The 12,898-nt window shown below is 59.0% G+C and carries 12 protein-coding genes and 1 tRNA gene; 10 read left to right on the top strand and 3 right to left on the bottom strand.

The window, feature by feature from the left end; genetic code table 11:
• Positions 1-43: 43 nt before the first annotated feature.
• The 5 genes from JS530_RS00515 to JS530_RS00495 all read left to right on the top strand — a co-directional run bounded on the left by JS530_RS00515 (position 44) and on the right by JS530_RS00495 (position 5,303).
• Entirely contained in the window at positions 44-874 is an 831-nt protein-coding gene (locus JS530_RS00515) for a F0F1 ATP synthase subunit delta (RefSeq protein ID WP_214375334.1), read from the top strand.
• An 83-nt stretch (positions 875-957) separates the two neighbouring features.
• Positions 958-2,586, top strand: a complete 1,629-nt coding sequence (gene atpA, locus JS530_RS00510) for a F0F1 ATP synthase subunit alpha (RefSeq protein WP_100493372.1) — start codon at positions 958-960, stop codon at positions 2,584-2,586.
• A gap of 3 nt (positions 2,587-2,589) precedes the next feature.
• A complete protein-coding gene (locus JS530_RS00505; RefSeq protein WP_214375333.1) occupies positions 2,590-3,510 on the top strand; it encodes a F0F1 ATP synthase subunit gamma in 921 nt (306 codons plus the stop codon).
• A gap of 9 nt (positions 3,511-3,519) precedes the next feature.
• Positions 3,520-5,007, top strand: a complete 1,488-nt coding sequence (gene atpD / locus JS530_RS00500) for a F0F1 ATP synthase subunit beta (protein WP_100493374.1) — start codon at positions 3,520-3,522, stop codon at positions 5,005-5,007.
• Positions 5,007-5,303: a F0F1 ATP synthase subunit epsilon gene (locus tag JS530_RS00495; protein WP_214375332.1), complete on the top strand. Its 297-nt coding sequence runs from the start codon at positions 5,007-5,009 to the stop codon at positions 5,301-5,303. Before atpD ends, JS530_RS00495 begins: the two co-directional genes overlap by 1 nt.
• Positions 5,304-5,413: 110 nt before the next feature.
• On the opposite strand, the gene nucS is transcribed toward JS530_RS00495, so the two are convergent.
• Positions 5,414-6,166 carry an endonuclease NucS gene (gene nucS / locus JS530_RS00490; protein ID WP_214375331.1) on the bottom strand — a complete coding sequence of 251 codons (753 nt, stop codon included), beginning with the start codon at positions 6,164-6,166 and terminating at the stop codon, positions 5,414-5,416.
• Positions 6,167-6,346: 180 nt separating this feature from the next.
• Positions 6,347-7,294, bottom strand: coding sequence for an FKBP-type peptidyl-prolyl cis-trans isomerase (locus JS530_RS00485; protein ID WP_240541014.1), 948 nt, complete (start codon positions 7,292-7,294; stop codon positions 6,347-6,349).
• Between the two features lie 80 nt (positions 7,295-7,374).
• Between JS530_RS00485 and JS530_RS00480 the strand changes: the two genes are divergently transcribed.
• The 3 genes from JS530_RS00480 (at position 7,375) to JS530_RS00470 (ending at position 10,664) form a co-directional block, all read left to right on the top strand.
• Positions 7,375-8,535, top strand: a complete 1,161-nt coding sequence (locus JS530_RS00480; RefSeq protein ID WP_214375330.1) for a hypothetical protein — start codon at positions 7,375-7,377, stop codon at positions 8,533-8,535.
• The gene (locus tag JS530_RS00475) at positions 8,532-9,545 is read left to right on the top strand and encodes a DUF8094 domain-containing protein (RefSeq protein ID WP_214375329.1); all 1,014 of its coding nucleotides are present in this window, start codon (positions 8,532-8,534) and stop codon (positions 9,543-9,545) included. The genes JS530_RS00480 and JS530_RS00475 overlap by 4 nt, the downstream gene beginning before the upstream one ends.
• Positions 9,546-9,695: 150 nt before the next feature.
• Positions 9,696-10,664: a tetratricopeptide repeat protein gene (locus JS530_RS00470; protein WP_214375328.1), complete on the top strand. Its 969-nt coding sequence runs from the start codon at positions 9,696-9,698 to the stop codon at positions 10,662-10,664.
• 114 nt (positions 10,665-10,778) lie between these two features.
• Here the strand turns inward: JS530_RS00470 and JS530_RS00465 are convergent, their stop codons facing one another.
• Positions 10,779-11,405 carry a CYTH domain-containing protein gene (locus JS530_RS00465; protein WP_214375327.1) on the bottom strand — a complete coding sequence of 209 codons (627 nt, stop codon included), beginning with the start codon at positions 11,403-11,405 and terminating at the stop codon, positions 10,779-10,781.
• 99 nt (positions 11,406-11,504) lie between these two features.
• Between JS530_RS00465 and JS530_RS00460 the strand changes: the two genes are divergently transcribed.
• Together JS530_RS00460 and JS530_RS00455 are read left to right on the top strand one after the other, a co-directional pair.
• Positions 11,505-11,577 (top strand) — tRNA-Arg (locus JS530_RS00460).
• Positions 11,578-11,915: 338 nt separating this feature from the next.
• Positions 11,916-12,863 (top strand): glycerophosphodiester phosphodiesterase family protein, encoded by a 948-nt coding sequence (locus JS530_RS00455; protein ID WP_214375326.1) that lies wholly within the window; start codon positions 11,916-11,918, stop codon positions 12,861-12,863.
• Positions 12,864-12,898: the final 35 nt, after the last annotated feature.

Raw genomic sequence — 12,898 nt, 5'->3', positions numbered from 1 at the left:
TGAACATCGTCAGGAACATCCGTAACCAGAAAGGGAGGTGACCATGCGAGGAGAGGCATCTCGTATTGCAGACCGCGAGTCGCGTGATTCGCTGGCCCCGAAGCTGCGTGACACCCGTGAGGATGCATGGCGAATCGGCAACGAACTGTTCAAGATCACCAGTGTGCTGGATCACAACATCGCGTTGGAACGCGCACTGACCGATCCATCTCGACCTGTAGCCGATAAGGTTGCGGTGCTGAATGAACTGTTCAAGGGCGAAGCCCATCCGATGACGGTGGAGATCATGACCGATCTGGTTGCCCGTCGTTGGAGCCGCGCCCGCGATATTGCCAACGCGGTGGAGGACTTCGGTGTGGACGCCATGATGTACTACGCCGATGCCACTGACGCTACGTTGCAGGTATCCATTGAGCTTTCTCGACTGCATTCAGCATTGCTGACCTTGCCTGTCGTGCGCGCCAAGCTGTACGACGATCAGGCTCCCAGCGAAGCTCGCGTGAAGCTGTTCCGCGAGATCTTCGAAGGCAAGGGTCTGAACAAGATCACGATGAGGCTTGCCGAGCACGCCACCTGCAATCTGCGCCGCCGCCGCTATCTGGAGACCATCCAGTGGTTGATTAACAAGTTCTCCCGTCACATGGGCGAGTCGATGGTCACGGTGACCACCGCAACCCCATTGAAGAAGGAGCAGATCGAACGTCTTGTCAAGGTCTACTCGGCCAAGGCCGGACGTCCGGTGCATATCAACTCCGTGGTCGATCCGAGCGTGCTGGGCGGTATGCGCATTCAGGTGGGCGATGAAGTCACGGATAACACCGTGGTGGCCCAGCTGCAGCACCTCAACCGCACCGTGAAAGCGGGCAGCAACTGAGCGACTGGGTGCCAACAGTACCTGCCGCGCAGCGGAACACAAGCAAAGACTTGACTGAACAATAACCAATAGAAGGAGTGATCATGGCAGAACTGACCATCGATCCCGCCTCGATTCGCAAGGCCTTGGACGACTTCGTGTCGTCCTACCAGCCGAGCGACACCCCCACTCAGGAAGTGGGATATGTCGCCACGGCAGGCGATGGCATTGCCCACGTGACGGGGTTGCCTGGTTGCATGGCCAATGAGCTGCTGACGTTCGAAGACGGCACGCTCGGCCTGGCGTTCAACCTTGACGCCCGTGAAATCGGCGTGGTGATCCTCGGCGATTTCGCTGGAATTGAGGAAGGCCAGGAAGTGCGCCGTACCGGCGAAGTGCTCTCCGTGCCTGTCGGCGACGGCTACCTTGGCCGCGTCGTGGACCCGCTGGGCAAGCCGATCGACGGCCTCGGCGAAATCAAGAGCGAAGGCCGCCGCATCCTCGAAGCCCAGGCTCCGGACGTGATGCACCGCCATCCGGTCGACGAACCGCTGTCCACCGGCCTCAAGGCCATCGACGCGATGACCCCGATTGGCCGTGGCCAGCGCCAGCTCATCATCGGCGACCGCCAGACCGGTAAGACCGCCATCGCGATCGATACCATCATCAACCAGAAGGCCAACTGGGAATCCGGCGACCCGAAGAAGCAGGTGCGCTGCATCTACGTGGCCGTGGGCCAGAAGGGCTCTACCATCGCCTCGGTGAAGCAGAGCCTGGAAGACGCCGGCGCTATGGAGTACACCACCATCGTGGCCTCCCCGGCTTCCGATTCCGCAGGCTTCAAGTACATTGCCCCGTACACCGGCTCCGCCATCGGCCAGCACTGGATGTACAACGGCAAGCACGTGCTCATCGTCTTCGACGATCTGTCGAAGCAGGCTGAAGCCTATCGTTCGATTTCCCTGCTGCTTCGTCGTCCGCCGGGGCGTGAAGCTTACCCGGGTGATGTGTTCTACCTGCACTCCCGTCTGCTCGAACGCTGCGCCAAGGTCTCCGATGACCTCGGTGGCGGTTCGATGACGGGTCTGCCGATCGTCGAGACCAAGGCAAACGATGTGTCTGCCTACATCCCGACCAACGTGATCTCCATCACCGACGGTCAGATCTTCCTGCAGTCCGACCTGTTCAACGCCAACCAGCGTCCTGCTGTGGACGTCGGTATCTCCGTCTCTCGAGTCGGTGGCGCTGCACAGACCAAGGCACTGAAGAAGGTCTCCGGTACGCTGAAGATCTCCCTGGCGCAGTACCGCTCGCTGGAATCCTTCGCCATGTTCGCCTCCGATCTGGATGCGGCATCCAAGGCTCAGCTGACCCGTGGTGCTCACCTGACCGAGCTGTTGAAGCAGCCGCAGTTCCACCCGTACTCGATGGAACAGGAAGTCGTCTCCGTGTGGACTGGTACCCACGGCAAGCTCGATGATCTCGAGCTGGCAGACGTGCTTCCGTTCGAGCAGGGTCTGCTGGACTACCTCGACCACAACACCGATATCCTCAAGACCATCCGCGAGACCGAGGACTTCACCGCCGACACCGAGGCTGCCCTCGCCAAGGCTGTGGATGCCTTCCGTGCCACCTTCGTGACCTCCAGCGGCAAGCCGCTGATCGACAAGAAGCCTGACACCTCCAAGGCCGCTCCGGTCGAACAGGAAAAGATCGTGGCGGGAGAGAAGTAAGCCATGGGCTCGCAACTCGCATTGAAATCACGCATCCACTCCACTGAGTCGTTGGAGAAGATCTTCAACGCTCAGGAGATGATTGCGTCTTCGCATATCGCCAAGGCCCGCGATGTGGCCCTGAACGCGAAGCCGTACACCGATGCGATTTTCGATGCCGTGCAAGCGTTGGTGGCACATACCCATATCACGCATCCGATTGCAGTGAAGGACGAGAACAACCCTCGCGTGGCTGTTCTCGCCCTCACCTCGGATCGTGGCATGGCCGGCCCGTACACCTCTTCGATTATCCGTGAAACGGAATCGCTGCTGGCCCGTCTTGAGGCGGATGGCAAGCAGCCGGAGCTGTTCGTGTACGGCCGTCGTGGTTCGACGTACTACAAGTACCGCAACCGTGACGTGGCGGCCACATGGGAAGGCGACACCGATCAGCCCGGCGTCGAGATCGCCGAGACGATCTCCAACACACTGATGGACGCCTACATGAAGCCGGCGGAGCAGGGTGGAGTTTCCGAGCTCTACATTGTCTTCACCGAGTTCATCAACATGGTGGTTCAGAAGGTGCGTGTGCTGCGCATGCTGCCTGTCGAGATCGTGGAGAGCGAAGCCAAGGTTCCGGATCCGGAGAATGAAAAGGCCGCGGAGGACATTCCGCCGCTGTATGCCTTCGAGCCGAGCCTGGACGAAGTACTGGACGCCATCTTGCCGAAGTACGTTCAGTCCCGTATCCACGAATGTCTGCTGACTGCCGCGGCATCCGAGACCGCAAGCCGCCAGAACGCCATGCACACGGCAACGGACAACGCACGCAATCTGGTCGATGATTTGACCCGTAAGCTCAATGCTTCCCGTCAGGCTTCGATCACCCAGGAACTTACCGAAATCATCGGCAGTGCTGATGCACTGAACACAAAGGAAGAGTAGGAACGCACTATGGCTGAGAATCAGACCACTGTGGCTTCCGAGACCAACGGCGAGCCGATTCACGGACGCGTCACCCGAGTCCAGGGTTCGGTTATCGACGTTGAGTTCCCGGTCGGCCATATGCCCGACATCTACAACGCCCTCCATGTGACCATCGTCAACACGGGCGCCAAGGAGGAAGGCGAAGCCAAGTCGACCGAGATCACTCTCGAAGTCGAACAGCACCTCGGTGACTCCACCGTGCGCTGCGTGGCACTGAAGCCGACTGACGGCCTGGTGCGCGGCGCCGCGGTATACGACACTGGTGCTCCGATTTCCGTGCCGGTTGGCGATGTGACCAAGGGCCACGTCTTTGACGTGTCCGGTAACATCCTCAACAAGAAGCCGGACGAGCAGATCACCGTTACCGAGCGCTGGCCTATCCACCGCAACCCGCCGGCATTCGATCAGCTGGAATCCAAGACCCAGATGTTCGAGACCGGCATCAAGGTCATCGATCTGCTGACCCCGTACGTGCAGGGCGGCAAGATCGGTCTGTTCGGCGGCGCAGGCGTGGGCAAGACCGTGCTGATTCAGGAAATGATTCAGCGTGTGGCCCAGAACCACGGCGGTGTGTCCGTGTTCGCAGGCGTCGGCGAGCGTACCCGTGAGGGTAACGATCTGATCGGTGAAATGGACGAAGCTGGCGTGCTCGAGAAGACCGCTCTGGTCTTCGGCCAGATGGATGAGCAGCCGGGTACCCGTCTGCGTGTGCCGCTGACCGCACTGACCATGGCAGAGTACTTCCGTGACGTGCAGAACCAGGACGTGCTGCTGTTCATCGATAACATCTTCCGCTTCACTCAGGCAGGTTCCGAGGTGTCCACGCTGCTGGGCCGTATGCCTTCCGCAGTGGGTTACCAGCCGAACCTGGCCGACGAGATGGGTGCTCTGCAGGAGCGCATCACCTCCACGCGAGGCCACTCCATCACCTCGCTGCAGGCCATCTACGTGCCGGCCGATGATTACACCGACCCGGCTCCGGCCACGACCTTCGCCCACTTGGATGCAACCACCGAGCTGTCCCGTGACATTGCTTCCAAGGGTATCTACCCGGCAGTGGACCCGCTGAGCTCCACCTCGCGAATCCTCGATCCGCGTTACGTGGGCCAGGCTCACTACGAGTGCGCCAACCGCGTCAAGGCCATTCTGCAGCGTAACAAGGAGCTGCAGGACATCATCGCCCTGATTGGTATCGACGAGCTCTCTGAGGAAGACAAGACCACCGTGAACCGTGCTCGTCGTATCGAGCAGTTCCTCGGCCAGAACTTCTACGTGGCTGAGAAGTTCACCGGTCGCCCGGGCTCCTACGTGCCGGCCGACGAGACTATCGAAGCCTTCACCCGCATCTGCGACGGCGTGTACGACGACGTTCCGGAGCAGGCATTCTCCGGTATCGGTGGCATCGACGATCTCGAAGAGAAGTGGCACAACATGCAGAAGGAACTGGGTGAGTGATGGCTGAATCGGAAAAGACCACGATGAAGGTGAACATCGTCGCTGCCGACCATCCCGTGTGGCACGGCGAAGCAGCCAGCGTGACCATCCCCGCCTCTGAAGGCGGCATGGGTATCCTGCCGGATCACGAGCCTGTGCTCACGGTAATCAAGCAGGGTACGCTCACCGTGGTTGAGCCCGATGGCAATCGCCATATGTTCGACGTAAGCGACGGATTCATCTCCTTCGACTCGAACAAGCTCACCGTAGCGGTCGAGCGTGGCCGCGACGTCCAGTACTCCAGCGTGGAGGCCTGAGTCGCACTGCTAGCGCGATAACGAAGTAAGGGGTTGTGCTCTGATGTGTTCAGAGCACAACCCCTTACTTGTTGCTGAGGCAATAGCCGCCGCGGTCGCAGGCAGTAGCGTCAGAACAGACGCAAAGAATCATCCTCAGTGCCTTTCATATCGTCATAATCGAGAATCAGACATGTAAAGCCTCGGTCCTTGGCCAGCACCTGCGCCTGCGGAGTGATGGTTTGCGCGGCGAAGATGCCATGCACCGGAGCCAAAAGCGGGTCACGGTTGAGCAGCTCGCAGTATCGGGTCAATTGTTCAACGCCATCAATGCCACCATGACGCTTAATCTCCACCGCCACATGCTCGCCTTCGGCATTGATGGCCATAATGTCCACCGGACCGATGGCGGTCGGGTATTCACGGCGCACCAACTTGGCGCCCTTGCCGATGCGTTCGATCTGTTCGGCAAGATAGCGCTGCAGGTGGTCCTCCACGCCGTCTTTGATCAGTCCGGGATCCTCGCCCAAGTCATAGGATTCATCGGAATACACGTGCTGCAGCGTGACTTCCAGTACATCCGAACCTTTATCGGCGGTGACGCGCAGTATTTTTTCCGCCCCCTTCCCGTCCGTTTCGTGCGAAAAGGACGTTTGGGAGGGTTCGGACACGTGATTTGCGTCCTTTTCGCGCGAAAAGTTCGGAGTGAGCTCCTTGATGGTGCATGGCGCGGTCATCCAGTTGAGCGGTTTATAGGAGCCCAGTTCGGAGAAGATCAGCAGGCTGGAATCAGCCTTGATAAGCAGTACACGTTTGGCCAGCGGAAGTGTGGCGTTGAGTCGGCCGGAGTATTCGGCCGAGCAGTCGGCAACAATAATGCGCATAGGCACCCACTGTAACGTACCGCATGCCGAAAAGACTTATGCTCACGAATTGCCCTTCAGGCAACCGGTGATAATGCAGCCGGAGCAGCTTCCTGACAAGAGGGCCGAGAGTATAAGAAGGGGAGTTCCGGAACAATCCGAAACTCCCCGTAAAGAAACAACCGCAATGGTTGGTGGCTGTTAGTATGCGGCAAGAATATCAATCACAAACACCAGCGTGGAGTTCGCGGGAATCGAGCCCTGAGCAGTGGTGCCATAGCCCTCATCCGGTGGAATCACCAACAGCACCTGGGAACCGACGGTCTGGCCGACCAAACCCTTCTGCCAGCCAGTGATCACCGTGTGCTGACCGCCGGAATACAGATCGGCATCAAGTGTAGTGTTCTTGGTCCAGGACGAATCGAACTGGGTACCATCAGTGAGCCAACCGGAGTACTTGACCACCACAGTGTTCTTGTCGGTCAACTTCTTGCCGGAGCCCTTAATCAGCGTCTGCGCGACCAGCGAATCCGCTGCGCCCTGACCGTTCATATCAATCGAGGGCTTGCCGTTCTTGGCACGGGTCACCTTCGGCAGGTTGGCCGGCACATCCTTGACTTCTTCGCCGGTGGCCTTCTCAAGATCCTTGGACTTGGAGACGAAGGTCATCGCCATGATATAGGAGTAGCTGGAGGAAGTATCGTTCACACCAAAGGCAATGGTGGTGTTGATTTTCGCGCCCTTGATCTGGTTGTAGTAGGTGGAGGACAGCGTGGAGGAGTCCACCTTGATTGAGCAGTCCGGGGTGTTCTTGGTCCATGTGTCCATCAGCTCGGTGCCGTCCTTGGCGTTCAGCGCGATGCCCTGGGCGCAGACGCGATCGCCGTCCTCGATGGTGTCGCCATTGCCCTGCTGGAGCACCACATAGGAGCCGTCGGACACGGTCATCGGTGCATTGAAGGAGATGGTCGGCTTCTCGCCGAGCTTACCCTTGGCGGTTACGCCGGCAATCTGGTTGGCGGAGGACTTGGAGGAGTTCTTGGAATCGGATGATGACGAGCTGGAGCAGGCTGCGAGTGAGACGCACATGGCCAACGAGCAGGCCAACGCCGCAGCTTTAAGCAGCGGCTGGAAATAAGACTTACGCATGGCTCTCCAGCGTACCGGTAAACCCTGATTTTTCGCGTTCCAAGGTAATAGACAGGTGAAGATTGTAGAATGGTGTCGTTATGAGTGTTCAAGAACAGACCAAGAGTCCAGATCAGGAGAGCGAGCCCAAGCGCGCGGCGCGCCCGACTCGTCATGCCATGATCATGCGAGGCATCGTGACACCAATTTTCGGCCTGCTGGCCGTGGCATCCGTGGTATTGGGTGTGCTGAACGCCACGATGTGGAAACCCTCGAGTGAGATCACTGCAACATCCACCATTGTGGGCGCCCGATATATCGTGACCGACCCGGGAGTGCTTTCGCTGCTCGATAAGAAAGTCACGTTGAGCGTCAACCCCGCTTCCACCAAGACCCAGACCTGCGTGGCGTTGGGATCGTCCAAGGACGTGGCCGGTTGGGTGGCCTCCGAAAGCTCCTATATGCGCATCAGCGGGTTGCAGTCTTGGAACACGCTGGCCACACAGACCGGCAAAGCCACCGGCCAGAACACGGCCACCAATGAGGCCGATGCGGTGGCGTTCAAGGATTCCGATATGTGGTCGCAGGTCAAGTGCGGCAAAAACGGCGTGATGCTGACCAGCGAGAAAACCGATGATTCCACTATGGCGATTATCGATCTCGGTAAGGGCGGCGGCAGCACGGGAGCCACGGTGTCGCTCAACTGGGTGCGTTCGCAGGTGCCGGACTTCGCGATGCCGTTCTACCTGTCCGGCGGATTGCTGGCCGTAGTCGCCATACTGTGCGCATCGGTGTTCGCCATGCCGCCGCATAAGCGTCGTAAGCGCATGGTGGAAGGCAAGGCTACGATTCATACGGATTTGTCGTTCGCCGAGCGCGCCGAACAGGGGCTGGTCAATGCCAAGTTGCCCGAATCCGCGCCTTCCCGCAAGCATCGCCGTCATGCCTCGCATCGCCGTGGGCGCAAGGCTGCTGAAGAGGAATCCGTCGAGATGACTTCACCGGTGATTGTCGATCCGTCCGCGCGCAATCTGGTGGCCGACCAGCAGGCTCAGGCTGCGCAGGAACCTGCGCAACAGTCTGCTTGGACTGAGCCGGGTGCCGCAGTGGCTGAGCATCCGTCACCGGCACAGCCGCTGGATGAGCAGGCGACCTCGGTGATTACATCAGATGAGTTGCAGGCATACTTTGCTCGCCTGGCTCAGGAAGTCGAGCACACTGATGCCGGCGAATCCAATGGCGAAGAGGAGTCGAATCGATGATCAAGCGCTGGAATACCGTGACCAAAATGGGCGTGGCTGCAGCCGCTGTGCTGGCGCTGGTGCTTCCTCTGGGCGCTTGCGAAGGACAGTTGCCTACTGCGACTGAGCCCTCCTCGTCCAAGGCGACTCCGGATTTGACCGAAGCCCAGGAGAAGAAAACCCGCACAAAGATTCTGAAGACCTTGGACAAGGCCGATGAGGCTCGTTCGGCGGATGAGTACAAGACGGTGATGGGCGGTCCGCAGCTGGAGATTCGCACCAGCCAGGTGACCATTGCCCAGAAGAGCGGCAGCATGAACAAGTACGCCACTATTCCGAAGGATGTTGCCCAAGTGGTGATTCCCACGGAAGATGGTTGGCCGCGTTCGGTGTTCACCATCACCACTACCACTGAGGATCAGCAGTCGCAGCGTTTGCTGGTGCTGAACCAGAACAGCGCCCGTGAGAACTACAAGCTGGTGGCCATGGCCCGACTGTTCGACGGTGTGAGCATGCCGAAGTTCGAGGTGCCGACATCGGGCTCGCAAATGGGCACCGCCAAGGATGAAGGTCTGGTGACCACGCCGTCCGACGCGCTGACCCAATATGCCGATGTGCTGCAGAACGGTTCGAACAGTAAGTATGCATCGACGTTCGCCGACGATATGCTGCGCCAGCGCATCGCCACATTGACGAACACCGTACAGGAAGGTATTGCGCGCAACAACGGCACGCAGGAGCAGACCTTCACGGCGGTGCCCGATCAGATGTGGATCATGCGCACGGCCGACGGTGGCGATCTGGTAGTGGGCCGTATTGATTCGGTCTGGACCCGTAAGGCCGGTGATGGTCGTGAGTCTCAGCCCGCGTCCGATGATGAGAAGATTCTCTATAACTCCGAGTCGTACACCAGCACCATGAAGGTCACGTATGTGAATGTTGTGGCGCTGTATATTCCGCAGGCCGCTGATGGCGCGCAGATTACCGCTGTAGGCGCCGACCGTCAGCCGGTCAAGGTGGAGGCGCTGTAAGGACGTTACGTCCGTTACGCGCGTTGCATCCGTTACCGTTACGCGGCAAGCGGAGCCCAATTTCGATGCTGGAACTACAATCAGTTCCAGCATCGTTTGTTATAGGCGCAAGTATGTGTGACTATGCGTTATTAAGCGTGGAGGCAGAATATGGCTGATCAGCAGTTCCATCCCGGTGTTTCCTTGGCCGGGGCCGTCGATTTGGAAGCGTTGAAGCATCAGGTCAAGGCCGAGCCGGGGCAGGCAGGCGGAGCCCCGGCAGCCGGCGGTTATGTGATCGACACCACCGAGAACACGTTCCAGGCCATGGTGCAGACCTCGGCGACCTTCCCGATCTTGCTGTTCCTGTGGGTGCCGACCGATGATCGCCTGTTCCCGATGGCGCGTGCGCTGGGTAATGCGGTGAATGCGCTGGAAGGCAAGATTCAGCTGTCTCGTATTGACATTGCCTCCAACCCATCCATCGCCCAAGCGTTGCAGGTGCAGGGTGCGCCGGCGCTGTTCGCGCTGATTGGCGGCCGTCCGATGCCGCTGCTGCAGGGTCTGCCGGGTGACGATGAGTTGAAGCAGCTGTGCGACGAAGTGATTCCGAAGATTATTCAGGCCGCAGCCCAGGCGGGCGTCAGTGGTACTGCGCCATACTCCGGCGATCCTGATTCCGATGCCGCCAAGAGTGCCGGCGCTGCTGGTGCCGGGGCTGAGCAGGTGCCGCCAGAGCACACTGAAGCGCATCGTTTGGCTGAGGAGGGTGACTACGCAGGTGCTGCCGCCGCTTATGCACATGTGTTGGAAATGAATCCCGGTGATACCTTGGCCGCGCGCGAGCATGCCAAGGCGCTGCTGCTGGCACGCTCTGGGCAGGCTAATGTGCGCGAAGTGCGTGCTGCCGCCGCAGCCGCTCCGGATGATGTTGAGGCACAGCTTGCCGTGGCCGATATCGATATGATCGGTGGTCAGATTCAGGATGCGTTCGATCGCCTGCTGGACTTCCTGGCAGCCGGACATAAGGCGGATATCGAGCCGGTGCGTAAGCGCCTATTGGAATACTTTGCGATTCCCGAGCCGACTGATGAACGACTGAAGCGCGCACGCCGTCGCCTCGCCACGCTGATGTACTGAGTGTGCTGAGCTGTTGAGCATTGTTCTCTGATGGTTCTCTGATGGGCTGCCCTTGCTGAGGGGAGCCCATCATTGTTAGTCAGGGCAGACGCAGGCAACGAGCATGCCCAGACGTCACACTATGCGATTCTTGCCGAAATAGGGCTGGAATCGCGGGCCGTTCTGGGCAAGTTCGGCCTCAAAGTCGCTTGCCCACATGCTGAACGGGCGGGCCGCGAGCCCATCATTATTGAATCGGGCCTGATCGGTGATCTCCGTGATGCAGAACTTTGGAATAGTCAGGTTGGTGACCGGGCCGGATCGTTCGGCTTCAGCGACAATCAGCGGCGCATTGGCACCGCCGAACACATCGATGCTCCAACCATCTTCGGCAATCCAGACGGAATAGCGATTCTTGATAATCACTTCGCCGCCGCGTTTGACCAGCTCCGCGGCAATGCGCGTATCAATCTCGCGCTCGACTTCGTACCGTGTACCTCCAACAGATGGCCCTTTAACGGTCACATAGGCTTCGGTGAAGCGCTCGCGGTACTGTTCAAGCACAGCAAGCGGATCGACATCAGATGTCATATCAACGTGCAGCGTATGCGAGGCGAGACGTATGCGCAACGCATAGTTATCGGCATGCACATAGTAGCTTTGAACAATCAGCGTCGGGGTGTCGCCGTCGTCGTACTCGGCCGGAAATTCACGGCAGAAGAAGCGGCGTTCGTATTCGAAGTCATCTGTAAGTTCCGACATAACCTCATTGTAGAGCGTGTGCGGCGCGGAATTGTTCATTGGAAATGTTCAATGCGTTCATGGACGGGCCGACCGTGGTGTACAGTAGTGAGCTTGTTCGGGTTCGTAGCTCAGTGGATAGAGCGTCTGTCTCCGGAACAGAAGGTCGAGGGTTCGAACCCCTTCGAGCCCACAACGTCAAGGTCTTGTCTTCGTTTGGAAGGCAAGACCTTATTGTGTATTGGCCGCGCAGATACTGTCGTTATCGGTGCTCACAGAGGCAGTAAACGTGCGTTGCGCACCCTGAGATTTCCCTGAGATAACCATGAAGTTGCCATGAAAACAGGGCAGCGGCGTGCTGGACCATCGCATAATGAAATCGCTACAGCGAATACGTGGCCGAGGTGCAGTACGGTTCACGATGCTGCGGTACAGCACATGGCGTGTGGACTATCGCTGCGCTCAGCGGGCTGTGCTGAGCGGGCTGTGCCTGAGTGGGCTGTGCTGAGTGAATAAAGGAGGTGCGTTGCGATGCATACATTGACGGCGCTTGCCGAGCGAGGCCATCGTCGGTGGATTGCGCAGATCGTGGTGTTGGTGATTTCCTTGGGATTGGTGTTCGGCATTGGTATGGTTTCCGCGATTCGAATGCGGCGCAAGGAGCAGGATGGCTTCGGCATCAGTGGTTGGCAGGTCAAGCCTCTGGCCATCGCGCACCGCGGCGATGACTCGGCGCCGGAGAATTCCACGCATGCCATCGCTAATGCGGGTGCAAACGGAGCTGATTATGCCGAGATTGATGTGCGGCTGGATGCGAACGGTGTGCCGGTGGTATTCCATGATCGTATGACCGGACGTCTTGCGGCAGACGGGCGCAATGTGCCGGTGGCGAGTCTCTCCACGCATGAACTGCAGCATATGATCATGCGTCAGAACGGGGAGAACTACCACGTACCCACGTTGGAGGAAGCGATTATGGCTGCCCAACATAGCAATGATCATCTGGGATTGCTGCTCGATTTGAAAACAGGTTCCAATGGTGCCGCACCGTTGACTCATGCGGTATCGCGGGTGATTGAACGGCGTGACTTTTCGAACCGTGTCATGGTCATGGCGGTGAATGACGATGCGATTGCGGATATGCGTGCGCTGCATCCGGATTGGCAGATCGGCAAATGCGTGAGTCCGGCGGGGCACCCCGAAGTCGGGTGGCCACGGGATGCGAGCTTTGTGGTGATGCGCGGTAATCGCATGGACACGGCGATTGTGCGCCGCGCCGCTCGCGACAATGTGCCGATTTATGCGGGTGTCAGCGGTGATTATGCCGAAGGCAGGCGCTGCCTGCGCATGGGTGCCGACGGTGTGCTCGGTGCCAGCGCCCGCCGTGTGCATAGGCTGGCGGACCGGTTCGCAATGCCGGCGGGTGCTAACGGTTCGGTGCATTCGGCACATGAGGATTCTCGCCCAGTGTGGCGATAAAGGGGTGCTTATGGCCGGTCAGAGCCATTCATGGC

The organism is Bifidobacterium colobi, from assembly GCF_018555455.1.
In the GTDB taxonomy this organism is placed as follows: domain Bacteria; phylum Actinomycetota; class Actinomycetes; order Actinomycetales; family Bifidobacteriaceae; genus Bifidobacterium; species Bifidobacterium colobi.
This window is presented reverse-complemented; position numbering and strand designations above follow the sequence as displayed.

What these genes read in the sequence shown, in the direction of transcription:
- JS530_RS00505 (WP_214375333.1), top strand. Translation starts at nt 2,590, where the DNA reads ATGGGCTCGCAACTCGCATTGAAATCACGCATCCACTCCACTGAGTCG.
- atpD (WP_100493374.1), top strand. Translation starts at nt 3,520, where the DNA reads ATGGCTGAGAATCAGACCACTGTGGCTTCCGAGACCAACGGCGAGCCG.
- atpA (WP_100493372.1), top strand. Translation starts at nt 958, where the DNA reads ATGGCAGAACTGACCATCGATCCCGCCTCGATTCGCAAGGCCTTGGAC.
- JS530_RS00475 (WP_214375329.1), top strand. Translation starts at nt 8,532, where the DNA reads ATGATCAAGCGCTGGAATACCGTGACCAAAATGGGCGTGGCTGCAGCC.
- JS530_RS00465 (WP_214375327.1), bottom strand. Translation starts at nt 11,405, where the DNA reads ATGTCGGAACTTACAGATGACTTCGAATACGAACGCCGCTTCTTCTGC.
- JS530_RS00495 (WP_214375332.1), top strand. Translation starts at nt 5,007, where the DNA reads ATGGCTGAATCGGAAAAGACCACGATGAAGGTGAACATCGTCGCTGCC.
- JS530_RS00470 (WP_214375328.1), top strand. Translation starts at nt 9,696, where the DNA reads ATGGCTGATCAGCAGTTCCATCCCGGTGTTTCCTTGGCCGGGGCCGTC.
- nucS (WP_214375331.1), bottom strand. Translation starts at nt 6,166, where the DNA reads ATGCGCATTATTGTTGCCGACTGCTCGGCCGAATACTCCGGCCGACTC.
- JS530_RS00485 (WP_240541014.1), bottom strand. Translation starts at nt 7,294, where the DNA reads ATGCGTAAGTCTTATTTCCAGCCGCTGCTTAAAGCTGCGGCGTTGGCC.
- JS530_RS00455 (WP_214375326.1), top strand. Translation starts at nt 11,916, where the DNA reads ATGCATACATTGACGGCGCTTGCCGAGCGAGGCCATCGTCGGTGGATT.
- JS530_RS00515 (WP_214375334.1), top strand. Translation starts at nt 44, where the DNA reads ATGCGAGGAGAGGCATCTCGTATTGCAGACCGCGAGTCGCGTGATTCG.
- JS530_RS00480 (WP_214375330.1), top strand. Translation starts at nt 7,375, where the DNA reads ATGAGTGTTCAAGAACAGACCAAGAGTCCAGATCAGGAGAGCGAGCCC.